Source organism: Variovorax sp. GW821-FHT09B01 (genome assembly GCF_059418345.1).
On sequence record NZ_JBWKPQ010000003.1, the window covers coordinates 409,872 to 427,291 of the forward strand.

General features: G+C 70.5%; 15 protein-coding genes and 1 pseudogene. 10 read left to right on the forward strand and 6 right to left on the reverse strand.

What is annotated here, in order from left to right:
• Nucleotides 1-85: 85 nt before the first annotated feature.
• From AC07RV_RS13320 to AC07RV_RS13345, 6 genes are read left to right on the forward strand one after another with little or no spacing between them, the layout of a single operon-like run.
• Nucleotides 86-1,075, forward strand: a complete 990-nt coding sequence (locus AC07RV_RS13320; protein WP_057594498.1) for a Bug family tripartite tricarboxylate transporter substrate binding protein — start codon at nt 86-88, stop codon at nt 1,073-1,075.
• A 55-nt stretch (nt 1,076-1,130) separates the two neighbouring features.
• Nucleotides 1,131-2,042, forward strand: coding sequence for a 5-dehydro-4-deoxyglucarate dehydratase (kdgD, locus tag AC07RV_RS13325; RefSeq protein ID WP_296778267.1), 912 nt, complete (start codon nt 1,131-1,133; stop codon nt 2,040-2,042).
• 49 nt (nt 2,043-2,091) lie between these two features.
• The gene (locus AC07RV_RS13330; RefSeq protein ID WP_296778264.1) at nt 2,092-2,547 is read left to right on the forward strand and encodes a nuclear transport factor 2 family protein; all 456 of its coding nucleotides are present in this window, start codon (nt 2,092-2,094) and stop codon (nt 2,545-2,547) included.
• 16 nt (nt 2,548-2,563) lie between these two features.
• The gene (locus tag AC07RV_RS13335; RefSeq protein ID WP_296778261.1) at nt 2,564-3,550 is read left to right on the forward strand and encodes a Bug family tripartite tricarboxylate transporter substrate binding protein; all 987 of its coding nucleotides are present in this window, start codon (nt 2,564-2,566) and stop codon (nt 3,548-3,550) included.
• A 58-nt stretch (nt 3,551-3,608) separates the two neighbouring features.
• The gene (gudD, locus tag AC07RV_RS13340; protein WP_296778258.1) at nt 3,609-4,955 is read left to right on the forward strand and encodes a glucarate dehydratase; all 1,347 of its coding nucleotides are present in this window, start codon (nt 3,609-3,611) and stop codon (nt 4,953-4,955) included.
• A gap of 55 nt (nt 4,956-5,010) precedes the next feature.
• Nucleotides 5,011-6,447, forward strand: a complete 1,437-nt coding sequence (locus AC07RV_RS13345; protein ID WP_209542307.1) for an aldehyde dehydrogenase family protein — start codon at nt 5,011-5,013, stop codon at nt 6,445-6,447.
• Between the two features lie 22 nt (nt 6,448-6,469).
• Here the strand turns inward: AC07RV_RS13345 and AC07RV_RS13350 are convergent, their stop codons facing one another.
• Nucleotides 6,470-7,666: an MFS transporter gene (locus AC07RV_RS13350; RefSeq protein WP_296778252.1), complete on the reverse strand. Its 1,197-nt coding sequence runs from the start codon at nt 7,664-7,666 to the stop codon at nt 6,470-6,472.
• 131 nt (nt 7,667-7,797) lie between these two features.
• Here AC07RV_RS13350 and AC07RV_RS13355 point away from each other — a divergent pair.
• Nucleotides 7,798-8,607 (forward strand): annotated as a pseudogene (locus tag AC07RV_RS13355) (LysR family transcriptional regulator); the annotation flags it as partial.
• A 52-nt stretch (nt 8,608-8,659) separates the two neighbouring features.
• Here AC07RV_RS13355 and AC07RV_RS13360 read toward each other — a convergent pair.
• Both AC07RV_RS13360 and AC07RV_RS13365 read right to left on the reverse strand, forming a co-directional pair.
• Nucleotides 8,660-10,213 carry an ABC transporter permease/substrate-binding protein gene (locus tag AC07RV_RS13360; protein WP_296778249.1) on the reverse strand — a complete coding sequence of 518 codons (1,554 nt, stop codon included), beginning with the start codon at nt 10,211-10,213 and terminating at the stop codon, nt 8,660-8,662.
• Between the two features lie 46 nt (nt 10,214-10,259).
• The gene (locus AC07RV_RS13365; protein ID WP_296778246.1) at nt 10,260-10,559 is read right to left on the reverse strand and encodes a DUF6506 family protein; all 300 of its coding nucleotides are present in this window, start codon (nt 10,557-10,559) and stop codon (nt 10,260-10,262) included.
• A gap of 103 nt (nt 10,560-10,662) precedes the next feature.
• Here AC07RV_RS13365 and AC07RV_RS13370 point away from each other — a divergent pair, with 103 nt between their 5' ends.
• Both AC07RV_RS13370 and AC07RV_RS13375 read left to right on the forward strand, forming a co-directional pair.
• A complete protein-coding gene (locus AC07RV_RS13370; RefSeq protein ID WP_296778244.1) occupies nt 10,663-11,550 on the forward strand; it encodes a LysR substrate-binding domain-containing protein in 888 nt (295 codons plus the stop codon).
• 87 nt (nt 11,551-11,637) lie between these two features.
• Entirely contained in the window at nt 11,638-12,756 is a 1,119-nt protein-coding gene (locus tag AC07RV_RS13375) for an ROK family protein (RefSeq protein ID WP_296778242.1), read from the forward strand.
• On the opposite strand, the gene AC07RV_RS13380 is transcribed toward AC07RV_RS13375, so the two are convergent.
• From AC07RV_RS13380 to AC07RV_RS13390, 3 genes are all read right to left on the reverse strand, one after another.
• Nucleotides 12,757-14,148, reverse strand: coding sequence for an MFS transporter (locus AC07RV_RS13380; RefSeq protein WP_208509188.1), 1,392 nt, complete (start codon nt 14,146-14,148; stop codon nt 12,757-12,759).
• Between the two features lie 128 nt (nt 14,149-14,276).
• Nucleotides 14,277-15,230, reverse strand: a complete 954-nt coding sequence (locus AC07RV_RS13385; protein ID WP_296778236.1) for a tripartite tricarboxylate transporter substrate binding protein — start codon at nt 15,228-15,230, stop codon at nt 14,277-14,279.
• A gap of 56 nt (nt 15,231-15,286) precedes the next feature.
• Entirely contained in the window at nt 15,287-16,411 is a 1,125-nt protein-coding gene (locus AC07RV_RS13390; protein ID WP_296778234.1) for a TauD/TfdA family dioxygenase, read from the reverse strand.
• A gap of 94 nt (nt 16,412-16,505) precedes the next feature.
• Here AC07RV_RS13390 and AC07RV_RS13395 point away from each other — a divergent pair, with 94 nt between their 5' ends.
• Nucleotides 16,506-17,405 carry a LysR family transcriptional regulator gene (locus tag AC07RV_RS13395; RefSeq protein WP_057595686.1) on the forward strand — a complete coding sequence of 300 codons (900 nt, stop codon included), beginning with the start codon at nt 16,506-16,508 and terminating at the stop codon, nt 17,403-17,405.
• Nucleotides 17,406-17,420 lie beyond the last annotated feature (15 nt).

A 17,420-nucleotide genomic window follows, 5' to 3' on the forward strand; every position in this document is an offset into this window, starting at 1 on the left:
ACTTGTTTTTCTAGTTGTACGATGACTGATAACTCGCAAGACCAACGAGCGAGGCATCGACCATCGAGACAACTGGAGGCAGAGGATGACCATCAAACGCCGCGGCGCGCTCAGCGCCGCACTGGCCACGACGTTGGCCGCAAGCCTGCCGGGGTTCGCCCTGGCGCAAGCCGGCACCGCCGGCTGGCCCGCGAAGCCGCTGCGCATCGTGGTGCCGTACCCGCCCGGCGGTTCGTCGGACATCATCGCGCGCGCCATCAGTCAGCCCCTGTCGGAGGCGCTGAAGCAGCCGGTGATCGTCGAGAACAAGCCCGGCGCCAACGGCAACCTGGGCGCCGACTTCGTCGCCAAGTCCGCGCCCGACGGCTACACGCTGCTGCTGTGCGACGTGGGCGCGCTGGCGATCAGCCCCTCGGTCTACACCAGGCTGTCCTTCGATCCGTCGAAGGACCTGCGCGGCGTGACCATGCTGGCCTATTCGCCGCACCTGCTGGTGGTGCATCCATCGGTGAAGGCCAACAACCTCAAGGAACTGGTCGCGCTGTCGAAGACCTCCGAACTGAATTTCGCCGTGACCGCCACAGGCAGCGCGCCGCACCTTGCCGGCGTGGCGCTCGAGCGCGCCAGCGGCGCGAAGTGGACCTACGTGCCCTACAAGGGCGGCGTGCAGGCGGTGCAGGACACCGTCTCGGGCCAGACCCAGGTGCTGATGAACGGCATGCTCGCCACCCTGCCGCAGGTGCAGGGCGGTCGCCTCAAGGTGCTGGGCGTGTCCAAGGCCACGCGCATGCCGCTGATCGGCGACGTGCCGACCATCGCCGAGCAGGGCGTGCCCGGCTACGAATCGGGCACCTGGCAGGGCGTGCGCGTCGCGCGCGGCACGCCCGAGGCGATCGTGCAGCGCCTCAACAAGGAACTGATCGCCGTCATCCGCACGGCCGACATCCGCTCGCGGCTCGCGGGGCAGGGCGCCGAGGTGGTGACCATGACCCCGGCCGAGGAGGAGCGCTTCTTCGACAAGGAACGCGCGCGCTGGGCCAAGGTGGTGGCCGACGCCAGCATCAAGCTCGACTGAACGCGCTCGCCGCTTCCAACCCTTTCTTCATTTCTTTCACTGGACGTTTTCTTCGATGAACCCGCAAGAACTCAAAAACATCATGGGCTCCGGCCTGCTCTCGTTCCCGCTGACCGACTTCGATGCCAACGGCGACTTCGACAAGAAGGGCTACATCGAGCGCCTCGAATGGCTCGCGCCCTACGGCGCCAGCGCGCTGTTCGCGGCCGGCGGCACGGGCGAGTTCTTCTCGCTGACCGGCGAGGAGTACCCCGGCATCATCCAGACCGCGGTCGACACCTGCCGCGGCAAGGTGCCGATCATCGCGGGCGCCGGCGGCCCCACGCGCTTCGCGATCCAGTGCGCGCAGGCGGCCGAGAAGGCCGGCGCGCACGGCATCCTGCTGCTGCCGCACTACCTGACCGAAGCCGGCCAGGACGGCATCGCCGCGCACGTCGAGGCCGTGTGCAAGAGCGTGAAGTTCGGCGTGATCGTCTACAACCGCGCCACCAGCCGCCTGAAGCCCGACACGCTGGCGCGCCTGGCCGAACGCAACCCGAACCTGGTGGGCTTCAAGGACGGCGTGGGCGACATCGAGGCGATGGTCGCCATCTACCAGAAGATGGGCGACCGCTTCGCCTACCTGGGCGGCCTGCCCACGGCCGAGGTCTATGCCGCGGCCTACAAGGCCATGGGCACGCCGGTGTATTCGTCGGCCGTCTTCAACTTCATCCCGAAGACCGCGATGGACTTCTACAACGCCGTCGCCAACGACGACCTGCCGATCCAGCACCGCCTGCTGAAGGACTTCTTCATGCCCTACCTCGAGCTGCGCAACCGCGTGCCGGGCTATGCCGTGAGCATCGTCAAGGCCGGCGCCAAGATCGTCGGCCACGACGCCGGCCCGGTGCGCGCGCCGCTGACCGACCTCAAGCCCGACGAGGTCGCGCAGCTCGCCGCGCTGATCGAGAAGCTGGGCCCGCAGTAAGCGGCGCCGCCGTCGAACAAGAAACACACACAACACCGGAGATGACGACATGCTGAAAAAACTGTTCCTCGTTGCCGCCGCCGCGGCGCTGTTCTCGGGCTGCGCCAACGTCATGCCCACGGGCGGTGGCAGCGCCTCCGATGCGGCCGACGTGACCGCGGCCGCCGAGCGCCTGCGCATCGCGATGGTCGACCCGACCCGTCCCGCGCTGTCGGCGCTGGTGGCCGACGAGCTCAGCTACGGCCACTCGGGCGGCAAGGTCGACACCAAGGAAAGCTTCATCGCCGACCTGCTCGACGGCAAGTCCGACTTCGTGACCATCACCATCACCGAGCAGACCGTGAAGGTGGTCGATGCCCGCACCGCCATCGTGCGCCATGCGCTGGCCGCCGACACCAACGACTCGGGCAAGCCCGGCAAGGTGGCACTGAAGATCCTCGGCGTGTGGCAGAAGCAGGGCGGCGACTGGAAGCTGCTCGCGCGCCAGGCCGTGCGCGCTTCCTGATCCGCGGACGGCACGCATGAAGCGCAGAGCATTGCTGGCGGCCGGTCTGGTCGGCCTGGCCGGTGCGGCCTGGCTGCCGATGGCCGCGTCCGCACAAGGTGACTGGCCACTGCAGAAGCCCGTGACCATCATCGTGCCGTTCCCCGCGGGCGGCTCCACCGACATGGTGGCGCGCGCGCTGGCGCTGCAGCTGCAGACGAAGCTCGGCGGCAGCTTCGTGGTCGACAACCGGCCCGGTGCCACCGGCACCATCGGCACCGGCTTCGTCAAGCGCGCGGCGCCCGACGGCTACACCCTGCTGGTGTCCTCGCTCGGCGCCTTCGTCGTCACGCCGCACCTGCAGAAGAGCGTGCCCTACGACGCGACCAAGGACTTCGACTACATCAGCGTGCCGGTGCAGGCGCCCAACGTGCTGGTGGCCAATGTCGCGCGGCCCGAGAAGACGGTCGACGAGGTGCTCGCGCTGCTGCGCAAGACACCGGGCAAGGTCTCGTTCGCGAGCTCGGGCAACGGCTCCTCCGATCACCTGTCGGCCGAGCTGTTCTGGCAACAGACGAAGACCGAGGGCGTGCACGTGCCCTACAAGGGCGGCGCGCCGGCGGTCAACGACCTGCTCGGCAACCAGGTCGACTTCTCGTTCCAGAACGTCAATGCCGTGCTGCCGCACATCCGTGCCGGCAAGCTGCGCGCCATTGCCGTCACCGGCGACAAGCGCTCGCCCGTGCTGCCCGAGGTGCCCACGCTGGCCGAGGCCGGCGTGAAGGGCGCCGAGGTCTATTCGTGGCAGGGCGTGGCCGCGCCGCGCGGACTGCCGCCGGCCACGAAGAAGAAGCTGGCCGATGCCGTGGTGGCCGCGATGCAGGATCCCGAGACCAGGAAGCGCATGCTCGAGCAGGGCCTCGAAATCGTCGCGAGCACGCCCGAGGAATTCACCGCCTTCCAGGCGCGCGAATGGACGCGCTGGAAGACCCTGATCGAAACCCGCCACATCACCGCCGATTGATCACGCCGATTGACAAGGGCCCCGCGGGCCCGCAGCCTTCAGAACCGACGCCAAAGCCATGACGCTCCCGGACTCCCGTTCCTCCACCCCCGTCGTCACCGAGATGCAGGTGATCCCGGTCGCGGGCCGCGACAGCATGCTGATGAACCTCAGCGGCGCGCACGGTCCCTTCTTCACGCGCAACCTGCTGATCCTCACCGACAGCGCCGGGCGCACCGGCGTGGGCGAGGTGCCCGGCGGCGAGAAGATCCGCCAGACGCTCGAGGACGCGCGCGCGCTGGTCGTGGGCCAGCCCATCGGCAACCACAACGCGGTGCTCAACGCCATGCGCCGCGAGTTCGCCGCGCGCGACAGCGGCGGGCGCGGCCTGCAGACCTTCGACCTGCGCGTGACCATCCATGCGGTCACGGCCGTCGAGGCCGCGCTGCTCGACCTGCTGGGCCAGTTCCTCGAGGTGCCGGTGGCGGCGCTGCTCGGCGAGGGCCAGCAGCGCGACGCGGTGCAGATGCTCGGCTACCTGTTCTACGTGGGCGATCGCGCGAAGACCGACCTGCCCTACGACAGCGACCCCGGCGCCGCCGATGACTGGTTCCGCCTGCGCCACGAGGAGGCCATGACCCCCGAGGCCATCGTGCGCCTGGCCGAGGCCACGCACGCTCGCTACGGCTTCACCGACTTCAAGCTCAAGGGCGGCGTGCTGCGCGGCGAGGAGGAGGTGGAGGCGATTCGCGCGCTGCACGAACGCTTTCCGCAGGCGCGCGTCACGCTCGACCCCAACGGCGGCTGGCTGCTGGCCGACGCGGTGCGGCTGTGCCGCGACCTGCATGGCGTGATGGCCTATGCCGAGGACCCGTGCGGCGCCGAGGGCGTGTTCTCGGGCCGCGAGGTGATGGCCGAGTTCCGCCGCGCCACGGGCCTGCCCACGGCCACCAACATGGTCGCCACCGACTGGCGCGAGATGGTGCACAGCCTGTCGCTGCAGTCGGTCGACATCCCGCTGGCCGACCCGCATTTCTGGACCATGGCCGGTTCGGTGCGCGTGGCCCAGCTGTGCCAGGCCTGGGGCCTGACCTGGGGCTCGCATTCGAACAACCACTTCGACGTTTCGCTGGCCATGTTCACGCACGTGGCGGCGGCCGCGCCGGGCAAGGTCACGGCCATCGACACGCACTGGATCTGGCAGGACGGCCAGCGCCTGACGAAGGAGCCGCTGCGCATCGAAGGCGGCTTCGTGAAGGTGCCCACGCGCGGCGGCCTCGGCGTCGAGCTCGACATGGACGAAGTCAAAAAAGCTCATGACCTCTACTTGAAGCATGGCCTGGGCGCGCGCGATGATGCGCAGGCGATGCAGTACCTGATCCCCAACTGGCGCTTCGACAACAAACGGCCCTGCATGGTCCGCTGAGACCGCTGGCCTCACCCCTCATTCCGTTCTTTACGCAGCAACAAGGATGCATTCCATGCAGAACCACGACAACCTGATCGGCGGCGAATGGCGCGCCGGCGCGAGCTACAGCCCCAACGTCAACCCCAGCAACCTCGGCGACGTGCTGGGCCACTACACCCAGGGCGACGCGAGCCATGTCGAGGCGGCCGTGGCCGCCGCCACCGCGGCCTTCCCGGCCTGGGCCACGGGCAGCGTGCAGGCGCGCTCCGACGCGCTCGACAAGATCGGCAACGAGATCCTCGCGCGCAAGGAGGAACTCGGCACGCTGCTCGCGCGCGAGGAAGGCAAGACCAAGGCCGAAGGCATCGGCGAGGCCACGCGCGCCGGCCAGATCTTCAAGTTCTTCGCGGGCGAGTGCCTGCGCCTGTCGGGCGAACTGCTGCCCTCGGTGCGGCCCAACATCGGCGTGGAGATCACGCGCGAGCCCGTGGGCGTGGTCGGCCTGATCACGCCGTGGAACTTCCCGATCGCCATTCCCGCCTGGAAGATCGCGCCCGCGCTGGCGTTCGGCAACTGCGTGGTGCTCAAGCCCGCCGACCTGGTGCCGGGCTGCGCCTGGGCGCTGGCCGAGATCATCAGCCGCTCGGGCATTCCGGCCGGCGTGTTCAACCTCGTGATGGGCCGCGGCAGCGTGATCGGCGATGCGCTGGTCAACCACCCGGGCATCCATGCGATCAGCTTCACCGGCTCGGTGGGCGTGGGCCGCAACATCGCGGTGCAGTGCGTGAAGAACGGCAAGAAGGTGCAGCTCGAGATGGGCGGCAAGAACCCGCAGGTGGTGCTCGACGATGCCGACCTCGCGCAGGCGGTGGAACTGAGCACGCAGAGCGCCTTCTACTCGACCGGCCAGCGCTGCACGGCCTCGAGCCGGCTGATCGTCACCGAAGGCATCTACCCGAAGTTCATCGCGGCGATGAAGGAACGCATGGCCAAGATCAAGGTCGGCGACGCGCTCGCGCAGGGCACCGACGTGGGCCCGGTGTCCTCGAAGTCGCAGCTCGAGCAGGACCTGGAGTACGTCGACATCGGCAAGGCCGAGGGCGCGGTGCTGGCGGCAGGCGGCGAGCGTCTGAAGCTCGACACCGACGGCTACTACATGTCGCCCGCGCTGTTCAGCGAATCGGCCGCGGCCATGCGCATCAACAAGGAAGAGATCTTCGGCCCGGTCGCGAGCGTGATCCGCGTGAAGAACTACGAGGAGGCGCTGGCCACGGCCAACGACACCGAGTTCGGCCTGTCGGCCGGCATCGCGACCACGTCGCTCAAGTACGCCACGCACTTCAAGCGCCACAGCCAGGCCGGCATGGTGATGGTGAACCTGCCGACCGCGGGTGTGGACTACCACGTGCCCTTCGGCGGGCGCAAGGGTTCGAGCTACGGCCCGCGCGAGCAGGGGCGCTATGCGCAGGAGTTCTTCACCACGGTGAAGACGGCCTACACGCTGGCCTGAGGCAGCGTTCGCGGCCGCGCCTTCAGCGCAGCGGCCGCAACCCCATCGCCACCCACAGCCCCGCCACGCTCGCGAGCGCCACGATCGCGGCGGCGGCCGGCCAGCCCAGCGCCTCGACCGCGCCGCCGACCAGCACCGGGCCGATCATCTGGCCGACGTTGTTGCCGGTCATCAGCAGGCCGACCGTGAGCGGCGCGAGCCGAGGCTGTGGCGCGGCCCGTTCGGCCGAGGCCAGCAGGGTCGCGGGCAGCAGCCCTCCGGCGCCCGAGAACAGCAGGCACAGCAAGAAGGTCGGCAGCGCCGCGAGGAGCGGCAGGAAGATGCCGAGCGCGGCGATGCCCATGGTGGCGGTCGCGGCCGCCACCAGCCGCCAGCGCGGCGTGCCGCGCGCCAGCAGCAGGCCGGCCGCGAGGTTGCCGCCCACGTTCGCGAGGCAGGCCAGCGCGCTCAGCAGCCCGGCCGTGGCCACGCCCGCGCCCATGCGCTCGATCAGCAGCACCGGCAGGAAGTTGAACAGCGCGAAGAACTGCAGGCTGTAGATCGCGAAGGACAGCGCGAGCCGCAGCGGCGCGCGCGCTTCGAGCGTGCGGGTGGTGTCGCCCGCGATGTCGCGCCACGACAGCCGGCGCGCATCGCGCGCCGGGCGCGGCACGGCCGCCAGCACCAGCGCCAGCAGCACCAGCGCGAGCAGGCCGTTCGCGAGCCAGAAGCCGCGCCAGCCCTCGAGCACCGAGCCGACGAAAAACGCGATCGCGATGCCGACCGGCATGAAGCAGCTCCAGATCGCGAAGGCCAGGTCCTTGGCGGCGGGCGCGACGATGCGCTGCAGCAGCGCGGGCCCGGCGATCACGATCAGCAGGAAGCCCAGGCCCTCGACCACGCGCGCGAACAACAGCACAGCCAGGCTTCCAGCCAGGGCGCCAATGGTGCTGCCGACGGCCAGCGCCAGCAGGCCGGCCGCGAGCAGCCGACGGTCGCCCGCGCGCGCGATCCAGGCGCCGACCGGAATCGCGCCGAACACGCCGAGCAGCGAGAACACCGCCATCAGCCAGCCGATCGCCGACAGGCCGAGTGCGAAGTCCTCGCGCAATTGCGGCACCGCGATCGCGACCTTGCCGACCTGCAGCGCGGCGATCACGCCCGCGGCGACGACCAGGGCGACGCCGGTCCAGGCGGTGGTGGCGGTGGAGGAGGGCAGCGGCGCGGACGTGGAATGCATGGGCACCAGTCTGGCCTTCGAACCCGATCGATGAAAGCAAATAATATCGGTCGACTTCATCGATCGAACCGATCGGGTTGCGTTGTTCGAACGAGGAGAAGCCCATGCTGGATGCGCTCACGCTGTCCCAGATGCAGATGTTCGTGGTGGTGGCCGAGGCGGGCAGCTTTCGCGCGGGCGCGGACCGGTTGCATCGCGTGCAGTCGGCCGTGAGCCAGGCCGTCGCCAACCTCGAGCAGCAGCTGCAGGTGCAGCTGTTCGACCGCTCGGGCCACAAGCCGGTGCTCACGCCCGCGGGCCAGGCGCTGCTGGGCGACGTGCGGCAGATCCTCGCGAAGGTCGATGCCTTGCGCGCCCGTGCGCAGGGGATCGAGCAGGGCATCGAGCTCGGCCTGTCGATCGCGGTCGACACGCTGTTCCCGATCGACCTCGTGGCAACGGCCATCCGCGGCGTGCATGCGGTGCATCCGGGCATCGCGATGCGCATCGAGTACGGCTCGATGGGCGCGCCGATCGAGGCGCTGCACAGCGGCCGCTGCGACATCGCGATCTCGGCCTTCTCGCAGCTCGACGAGCACATCGCGCGCGAGTTCCTGATGCCGCTGTCGATGGTGGCGGTGGCGGCCGCCGCGCATCCGCTGGCGATGCTCGCGAAGAAGAAGGCCCGCGGCTCGCTCGACGACGCGGCCGCGCGGCATCTGCAGATCGTGGTGGAGGACGCGAGCGCGCTCAGCGCGGGCCAGGATTTCGACGTGCTCTCTCCCACCACCTGGCGCGCGGGCGACATGCAGATCAAGCTCGCGTTGCTGCGCGCCGGCCTCGGCTGGGGAAAGATGCCGTCATGGCTGGTGGCGGCCGACATCGCCGCGGGCACGCTGGTGCAATTGCCGGTGGGCCGGCTCGGCGTGGACGGCGAGACCGGCCACCGCGCCTACTTCTGCCACCGCGCCGACAAGCCGCTGGGTGTGGGCGCGCGGCTGCTGCGCGAGAGCCTCAAGGCACTGTCGATGCCGGCGGCGCGCGGCGGCGCCGGCGCAGCCAGAACTCCACCAGCTCGAACACGCCCTCGCTCAGCAGCGCCAGCGCCGCCGCCGGCAGCGCGCCCGCCACGAGCAGCTCGCGGTCGTTGAGCGCAAGCCCGGTCACGATGCGTTCGCCGAAGCCGCCCGCGCCGATGAAGGCCGCGATGGTCGCGGTGCCGATGGCGATCGCGGTGGCGGTGCGCACGCCCGCGAGCAGCGTGGGCAGCGCCAGCGGCAGCAGCACCAGCCGCAGGCTCTGCTTCGAGGTCATGCCGAGCGCGGTGCCGGCCAGCCGCAGGCCGTTGGGCACCTCGGCCAGGCCGGTCACGGTGTTGCGCATGATCGGCAGCAGCGAATAGAGCGTGAGCGCGATCAGCGCGGGCAGGGTGCCGATGGCGCCGAGCATCGAGATCAGCACCGCGAGCAGCGCCAGCGAGGGCACGGTCTGCATCAGGCTCGCCACGCCCAGCACCAGGGCGCGCAGCCGCAGGTGCGGAAACACCAGGATCGCGATCGGCACGCCGATGAGGATCGCCACGCCCACCGACAGCGCCACCAGCAGCAGGTGCTGGCGCGCGAGCTGCCAGAGATCGGGGCCGAAGAGTTTGGCCGTGAAGCCGCGCCGCGTGTCCTGCGGCGCCGCGCCGTCCTTGCCGGCGCTTGCGAGGAAGTCGCGCGCGATGGTGTCGAAGGGCACGCTCTGCAGCTCGGCGCGCGCGTTCATCGCGATCATCGCGTGCTCGTCGACGCGGCCCTCGAGCTTCTGCAGCGCGGCCCAGGCCTGCGGCAGGCGCTGCGGCAGGTCGAGCTTGTAGAGCACCACCGCGTCGTAGCGCGGGAAGTACTGGCGGTCGTCCTCGAGCACGCGCAGGCCCAGGTGGTCGATCTTGGCGTCGGTGGTGTAGATGTCGATCACGTCGACCTGCTTCGCGCCGATCGCGTCGTAGGCCAGGCCGTGGTCGAGGCCGGTGGGCGTCTGCGTGAAGCCGTAGCGCGCGGCCAGGCCCTTCCAGCCGTCGGCGCGGCCGATGAATTCGTTCGACAGGCCGAGCTTCAGCTCGGGATGCTTCGCGAGGTCGCCGAGGCTGCGCAGCCCGAGCCGGTCGGCATCGGCCGCGCGCACCGCGAGCGCATAGCCGTCGTTGAAGCCCAGCGGTATCGCCACGCCCAGGCCCAGCGGCGCGAGCGATGCATTCATCTGCTCGCGCGTGGCCGCGGGCGAGCCCTTGAGGATCTCGAGCGCGATGGTGCCGGTGTATTCGGCATAAAGGTCGATCGCGCCCGAGCGCAGCGCCTCGTAGACGATGGCCGTGTTGCCCAGGCCCTGCCGCACCACCGGTTTGTTCGCGAGGTGCGGAGCGGCGGTCTGCGCGAGCAACTCGGCCAGGATGTAGGACTCGGTGAAGCGCTTCGAGCCGACGCGCAGCGTGCCGTCGTCGGTGGTCTGCGCGGATGCCGCGACACCGAGCCAGGCCAGCGAGAACAGCAGGATGGCGCGCCAGAGGTGGCGGCGGGGCGATTGCATCCGGACCAGTGTATCGGCATGCGTGGCGCGCGGCCACCCGGGGCACTCAGGCGAACAGCCGCGCCAGCCCCGCGATCGATTCGGGGCCGTAGCCCACCGAGCCTACGGGCACCGCCCCATCGACGGCTGCGAGCACCGCCGCCGTGCCCGCGGGGCCGAAGCCGCCGCAGAGCTCGATGAGCTGCACGCCCTCTGCCAGCAGGGCTCGCGCGGCCTGCGGCCCTTGGGCGGCGCTCGCCACGCCGATGGTCACCATGTGGAAGTGCGCAGACGCCAGCACGCTGCGGTCGTGCGCGGGATCGAGCCCGTTGCCGGTGACGATGAATCCGAATCGGGTGAGTGCCATGTGCTTGCTCCAGGAGGCAGTGGTGAATGGCCGCCATGGTCGTGCTTCGGTCTATGCTCGTCCACGTCCGTTTCGGCAATGAATGAGACAGAAAAGGTCCGACATGCTCGATCTGCAGCAGCTCCACTATTTCGTCGCGGTCGCCGAGACGCAGAGCATCGCGCGCGCCTCCGAGCGCCTGCACATCTCGCAGTCGCCGCTGAGCCGGCAGGTCATCGCGCTCGAGGAGCGGCTGGGCCTGGCGCTGTTCGCGCGCAGCGGCAAGCGGCTCAAGCTCACGCAGGCGGGACAGCGCTTTCTCGAGGAATGCCGGCTGCTGCTGTCCGCCTCGGCGCGGCTCGAATCCCGCGTGCGCGAGGAGGCCGCGGGCCGGGCCGGCAGCGTGGCCATCGGCCATGTCGAGAGCGCGTTGCATGCGGGCGTTCTGCGCAAGGCCTTGCGCGCGCTGCGGCGGCAGTCGCCGGCCACCGAGGTGCAGCTGCAGGCCGCGCGGTCCGCGGCGCAGTTCGAGGCGCTGCGCGATGGCCGCATCGACATCGGCTTCACGCACCGGGCACCGCCCGCGTCGGACGATGCGCTCGCGAGCCGGCGCGTGGCGCGCGAACCCTATCTGCTGGCGTTGCCGGCCGACCATGCATTGGCCACCGGCCGGCGTGCTGGCGCCAAGGCGCTCGATGGCGCGCCCTTCGTCTTCCTGCCGCGCCAGGCCACGCCCGAGGGGCGCGCGCAGATGCTCGAGGCCTCCCGGCGCGCGGGCTTCACGCCCGCCATCCGCCACGAGGCGGCCGAGCCTTCCACCGTGCTCGAGCTGGTGGCCTGCGGGCTGGGGCTGGCGATCGTCCAGTCCGGGCTGAAGCGGCTGGCGCCCTCGGGCGTGGCCTGGGCCGAGCTGCCGCGCGGTTTTGCGCTCGAACTCGAGGTGCATGCGGTGACAAGAAGGGTGCCGGGCGCGCTCGCCGAGCGCCTGCTCGCGTCGCTGCCGGCCGTCTGAGCCGTGGCGGTACCCGCCCGTCTCCTACACGCCGTGGTGCGCGAAGCCGATGCGTTCGCACCGCGCCACGCCGCATAGTCGAAAGCCATGAATCCCAAGCCCGCCAAGAAGTCTTCCAAGACCACGACCAAGCCCACGGCCAAGCCCCGCCAGCCTCCCAAGATCGACCTGCCGGGCCCCGACGTCCACGGCCTGCGCGAACTGCCCAAGCTGCAGGTCGACGGCTACAGCCTGCAGTTGCGCGACAACGAGGGCTTCGTCGGCGACCAGGCGAGCCAGACCGCGTTCCGCGTGCTGCTCGAGCGCTGGCGCCGCAAGCACCGCAGCGACGGCACCGATCCGCTGGGCCTGCGGCATTCGCGCGACATGAGCAAGAAGGAGCTCGACCGGCTGCTGCGCGGCCAGAAGGTCAGCGACGCGGCCAACGTGATGCACAGCGCGATCGGCGAGTTCGCGCAGGAGCTCGCGGCGGTGATCCAGCGCTTCCTGCATCAGCCCTCGTGGGAGAAGGTCGAGCGCATCGTGGTGGGCGGCGGCTTTCCCGAGAGCGAGGCCGGCGAGCGCGCGATCCTCGAGGCCGGCGCCATCCTCGAGGAGATGGGCGTGCACGTGCAGCTCGGCCGGCTCTCGCACGAGGTCGACGACGGCGGGCTGATCGGCTGGGTGCACCTGACGCCGCCCGAGATGCTCAAGAAGCACGACGCGATCCTCGCGATCGACATCGGCGGCACCAACGTGCGCTGCGGCATCGTGAAGACGCGCCACCGCAAGGCGCGCGACTTCTCGCTCGCGAAGGTGGTGCGGCGCGAGAAGTGGCGCCATGCCGACGAGAAGCCCAGCCGCACCAACTTCGTCGAGCACGTGGCCGGCATGCTCGAGGACATGGTGCGCTATGCCGAACGCAAGAAGATCCGGCTCGCGCCCTTCATCGGCATCGCCTGCCCGGGCCTGATCCGCAAGGACGGCTCGATCGCGCGCGGCGCGCAGAACCTGCCGGGCGACTGGGAGAGCGAGAACTTCCACCTGCCGAGCGCGCTGTGGCGCCGCATGCCGATGATCGGCTCGGGGCCGACGCTGGTGCTGATGCACAACGACGCGGTGGTGCAGGGCTTGAGCGAGCTGCCGTTCATGCGCGACGTCGGGCACTGGGCGGTTCTGACCATCGGCACCGGGCTGGGCAACGCCAGCTTCACCAACCGGAAGTAGTTAGACCGCCAGCGCCCGCCGCCGGAGCCGCAGGAAGCTGAACACGCTGGCGCTCGCCGCGCACGCGGTGCCCAGCCACAGCGCGTACACCGCGCCATTCGTGCTCGACACATGGAAGCAGGCCGCCACCAGCGCCGCGCCCGATGACTGGCCCAAGAGGCGCACCGTGCCGACCATGCCGCTGGCACCGCCGCTGCGCGAGGCCGGGGCCGACCCCATGATGGCGCGCAGGTTCGGCGACTGGAAGAAGCCGAAGCCCGCGCCGCACAACGCCATGCGCCAGACGATGCCGGCCACCGTGGGATGCGGCGGCAGCAGCGCCAGCGACAGCAGGCCCAGCGCGAGCAGCGCCAGCCCGACGCCGCAGAGCATGCCCGACTCGTAGCGGTCCGACAGGCGCCCGGCCACGGGCGCCATCGCGGCCACCACCAGCGGCCACGGCGTGATGAGGAAGCCGGTCTCGACCTGCGAGTAGCCCAGCAGCGCCTGGAACAGGAAGGGCAGCGAGATGAAGGCCAGCGCCTGCGCCGCGAACGAGCACACGGCCGTGGCCGCCGACAGCGCGAACACGGGATTGCGCAGCAGGTCCACGGCCAGGATCGGCGCCGGGTGCCCGGACTGGCGCTTGAGCAGCCAGGCCAGCAGCCCGAAGCCCAGCACCGCCTGCACGATCACCGACTCGACGGTGGCCTGGTGCGCGGCCTCGGTGAGCGTGGAGGCCAGCAGCGCGAGCGCGGCGGCGCACAGCAGCGCGGCCAGGCCGTCGAAGCCGTGGCCGTGACGCTCGGTGGCCGGCAGGAAGCGCAGGCCGTAGAACACCGCCACCGCGCAGATCGGCACGTTGATCAGGAACAGCCAGTGCCACGAACCCAGCAGCAGCACCAGCGATGCCGCCGTGGGCCCGCCCGCGAAGGCCAGCCCCACGACGAGCGCGTTCACGCCCAGGCCGCGCCCCAGCATGCCCGACGGGTAGATGACGCGCACCAGCGCGCCGTTCACGCCCATCACGCCGGCGGCGCCCAGGCCCTGCACCACGCGCCAGCCGACCAGCGCGGGCAGCGAATCGGCCAGGCCGCAGCCCAGCGAGGACACGGTGAACAGCACCAGGCCCCAGAGGAACACGCGCCGGTGGCCGAGCACGTCGCCGAGCGCGGCGGCCGGCAGCAGCGCGGCCACCATCGCGAGCTGGTAGCCGCTGACGACCCAGGTCGAGGCGGCCTCGCTCACGCGCAGTTCGTTGGCGATGGTGGGCAGGGCGGTGTTGGCGATCGCGGTGTCGAGGCTGGCCACGCACACGCCCAGCATGACGGCGAGCAGCGAACCGAAGCGTTCGTGGGCCGGCAGGCCCGGGCCGACCGCATGGATCTCTTGACGGGAAAACAGGGAGGCCATCGCTCGCGGAAAGAAGAGGGCTGCGGCGTCCGGCGACGCCGTGGGAGGACGCGAAGGCTAGTCTTAAGGGGAAACCCTTGCAGGCGCTCGGAGAAGCGCGTCGCGGGCCCGCGGCGCCCGCCCGCCGCTCATTCGGGCTTGGCGCCCGTGGCCGCCACCACCTTGCCCCAGCGCGTGATCTCGCTGCGCACGAAGGCGCCGAACTCGTCGGGGCCGGTGCCCATCGGCACCAGGCCTTCGTCCCTGAAGCGCGCGCGCATGAGCTCGGAGCCCAGCGCGGCGCGCGCGGCGTCGGCGATGCGCGCCACCAGCGGCGCGGGCATCTGCGCCGGCCCGAACAGGCCATACCACGAGCTGTACGCATAGCCGGGCAGCACTTCCGCCACGGCCGGCACGTCGGGAAAGGCCGCGAGGCGCTTCTCGCTCGTCACGCCCAGGGCCTTGAGGCGCCTGGCCTTCACGAGCTGCTGCACCGTGGCGACACCCGCGAAGGCCAGGTCGATCTGTCCCGCCACCACGTCCGCGATGGCCGGCCCGGTGCCCTTGTAGGGCACGCCGACGATGTCGATGCCCGCGTCGCGCTTGAGCATCTCGCCCGCGAGGTGGTTGGCGCTGCCCATGCCCGCGATCGCCACGTTGAGCTTGCCCGGTTCGCGTTTGGCCAGCGCGATCAGCTCGCGCACGTCGTTGGCCGGGAGCGTGGGCCGCGCGATCAGGATGGCCGGCAGGCTGGCGATGCCCGCGAGCGGCGTGAAGTCCTTCAGCGGATCGAAGGGGAGGCTCGGGTACAGCGAGGCATTGATGGCGTGGCTGGTGTAGCTCAGCAGCAGCGCGCTGCCGTCGGTGGGCGCCTTGGCCACGGCCAGCGCCGCGATGTTGCCGGCCGCGCCCGGGCGGTTCTCGACGATGAACTGGTGGCCCAGGCGCGTGGTGAGCTCCTGCGCCAGCGCGCGCGCCACGATGTCGGTGCCGCCGCCGGGCGTCGCGCCCACGAGCAGGCGCGTGACCTGCTGCGCGCGAACGCCGAAGCTCGCGAGTGCCGAGGCGCTGGCGCCCGCGGCGATGAATCTGCGTCGAAGCATGCTTGTCTCTCTTTCGTTGTCATCGGGGGCCGGGCCGGCCGGTGCCGGCGCGCGGTTCAGGCCAGGGCGTCCGCCGCCAGCCGCTTCGGTCGCCAGGGCTCGAGCCGCATGTTCAGGGCCTGGGCCTGCCGTTGCTCGTAGGCCAGGAACTCGGACGTGATCGCGCTGCCGCGAACGCCGCCGCGCACCGCGCCGGCACGCACGTCGCCGTAGTACTCCTCGAAGGCAGCGGGCAGCGGTTGCGACGAGGGGATCGCGAGCCACAGGCGCAGCAGGTGGCGCTTGTCGTCGGGCGCCTCGAAGTCCTCGAAGGGCGTGCGCGAATGCAGGGTCACGTAGTTGTTGAGCAGCTGCAGGTCGCCGCGCTCCAGCGTCATGGAGTAGCACAGCAGCGGGCTCGGCATCAGCTCGTCGAGCAGGTCGAGGGCCTCGACCTGCTGCGGTGTGAGGCGTGGCACCTCGGGGAAGTCGCGCTGCGCCGCATCGGTGTTCTTGCGATTGGTGCGCGCGGCGAAATGCACCGGGTCGCTGCCGAAGATCGGGCAGCGGTAGAACGGCGGCTGCGACGGATCCTGCGTGCCCTGGTAGCTGTGGAAGAAGGGCTGCTGCAGCACCGGGATCAGGTCGGGGCGCAGGCGCTGAACCTCGTCGCGCAGCCGGATCGAGCTGATGACCTTGCTGGTGCCGCCGCTCTTGGCCGTGCGCCGGCACAGCAGGCCCACCACGTCGCACGAGTCCTGGTGGAAGTCGAGGCCGGCGCTGGTGTTGTAGCCGCGGCCGCCTTTGACCTTGTAGTCGCCGCCCTCGTCGCGCACGTCGTTCATGACCTGGCTGGCGCGGTTCTGCGTGCGGCCGACGCCCATGTGCAGGCTCATGCCCCAGTAGGCGGTGCGCGTCTCGTCCTCGCTCCATTCGTCGACCGGGAAGCCCTTGAGCAGGCACATGCCCCAGCGGCCCTGCGTGGTCGCGACGGCGCGGTCCAGCGCTTCGCGCGAGGCCGCGGGCAGCGGGAAGTCGGCCTGCGTCATCGAGAGCAGCGGCTTGCCGAGCGCGGCCGCATGCCGCAGCGCCGAGCGGAAGCCGTCGACCTCCGTCTCGCTGAGGCGCTGGATCCAGGAACTGTCCTGGCGCACCTCTTCGGCGGTCCAGGCGAGGGGGGCGGCGGGTTGCGTGTCTTTCATTCGATCGGGTCCTCGGGTGTCGTTGGAAAAAGTCTAGGACCGCGCGATGCAAAGAAAAAGCGACACTATTTCAAGTCTTAGATAAGGAAATTTGATGAAGATCGATGCCTTCTCCACGCTCGACGCCGTGCTGCGCGGCGGCACCCTGGCGGCGGCCGCGCACGAGATGAACCTCACGCCCAGCGCCATCAGCATGCAGATGAAGCAGCTCGAGGCCTACCTGGGCCAGCCGCTGTTCGACCGCTCGGGCCTGCAGGTCAAGCCGATGAAGCTGGCGCACGAGGTCTCCTCGGTCATGCGCGATGCGCTGCAGCAGCTCGAGTCGCTGCGCAAGCGCGCGACCGTGAGCATCGAGGGCAGCGTGCGGCTGGGCGTGATCGAGTCGATGCAGCCCATCGTGCTGCCCGCCACCATGCGGCTGCTGCGCGAGCGCTATCCGCGGCTGGAGCTGCGCCCGGCGCGCGGCCGCAGCGCGTCGCTGATCGCGGCGGTGAAGGCCGGCGACCTCGATGCCGCGCTGGTGGCGCAGCCCGAGAGCGGCGGTTCGGCACGGCTGCGCTGGCAGCCGATGCTGCGGCGCGAGCTGGTGCTGGTGGCGCCGCCCACGGCCACCGAAAGCTCCGTGGCCGCGCTGTTCAAGCAGTACGACTGGATCCGCTACGACCGTTCCACCGTCACCGGCACGCTGGCCGCGCGCTTCGTGAGCACGCAGGTGCGCGAGAAGCGCGGCACGCTGGAGTTCGACAGCACGCCCGCCATCGTGGCCATGGTCAGCGGCGGCCTGGGCATCTCGGTGGTGCAGATCGCGGACCCGGGGCTGGTGGCGACCTATCCGGTGCGCATCGTGCGGCTCGGTCGCGGCGCGCCGATGCTGCAGCTGTCGCTGGTCACGCGCAAGACCGACGACGACAGCCGCACGCTGGCCGCGATGCGCGAGGCCATGCACACGGCGCTGATGACGGCGCAGCGGCAGCGCAGCGACCGGGGCATGTAGGGCCGCGCTACAGGT

Excerpts from the sequence above, each read along its gene's own strand:
- AC07RV_RS13320 (WP_057594498.1), top strand. The coding sequence starts at position 86 with ATGACCATCAAACGCCGCGGCGCGCTCAGCGCCGCACTGGCCACGACG.
- kdgD (WP_296778267.1), top strand. The coding sequence starts at position 1,131 with ATGAACCCGCAAGAACTCAAAAACATCATGGGCTCCGGCCTGCTCTCG.
- AC07RV_RS13330 (WP_296778264.1), top strand. The coding sequence starts at position 2,092 with ATGCTGAAAAAACTGTTCCTCGTTGCCGCCGCCGCGGCGCTGTTCTCG.
- AC07RV_RS13335 (WP_296778261.1), top strand. The coding sequence starts at position 2,564 with ATGAAGCGCAGAGCATTGCTGGCGGCCGGTCTGGTCGGCCTGGCCGGT.
- gudD (WP_296778258.1), top strand. The coding sequence starts at position 3,609 with ATGACGCTCCCGGACTCCCGTTCCTCCACCCCCGTCGTCACCGAGATG.
- AC07RV_RS13345 (WP_209542307.1), top strand. The coding sequence starts at position 5,011 with ATGCAGAACCACGACAACCTGATCGGCGGCGAATGGCGCGCCGGCGCG.
- AC07RV_RS13350 (WP_296778252.1), bottom strand. The coding sequence starts at position 7,666 with ATGCATTCCACGTCCGCGCCGCTGCCCTCCTCCACCGCCACCACCGCC.
- AC07RV_RS13360 (WP_296778249.1), bottom strand. The coding sequence starts at position 10,213 with ATGCAATCGCCCCGCCGCCACCTCTGGCGCGCCATCCTGCTGTTCTCG.
- AC07RV_RS13365 (WP_296778246.1), bottom strand. The coding sequence starts at position 10,559 with ATGGCACTCACCCGATTCGGATTCATCGTCACCGGCAACGGGCTCGAT.
- AC07RV_RS13370 (WP_296778244.1), top strand. The coding sequence starts at position 10,663 with ATGCTCGATCTGCAGCAGCTCCACTATTTCGTCGCGGTCGCCGAGACG.
- AC07RV_RS13375 (WP_296778242.1), top strand. The coding sequence starts at position 11,638 with ATGAATCCCAAGCCCGCCAAGAAGTCTTCCAAGACCACGACCAAGCCC.
- AC07RV_RS13380 (WP_208509188.1), bottom strand. The coding sequence starts at position 14,148 with ATGGCCTCCCTGTTTTCCCGTCAAGAGATCCATGCGGTCGGCCCGGGC.
- AC07RV_RS13385 (WP_296778236.1), bottom strand. The coding sequence starts at position 15,230 with ATGCTTCGACGCAGATTCATCGCCGCGGGCGCCAGCGCCTCGGCACTC.
- AC07RV_RS13390 (WP_296778234.1), bottom strand. The coding sequence starts at position 16,411 with ATGAAAGACACGCAACCCGCCGCCCCCCTCGCCTGGACCGCCGAAGAG.
- AC07RV_RS13395 (WP_057595686.1), top strand. The coding sequence starts at position 16,506 with ATGAAGATCGATGCCTTCTCCACGCTCGACGCCGTGCTGCGCGGCGGC.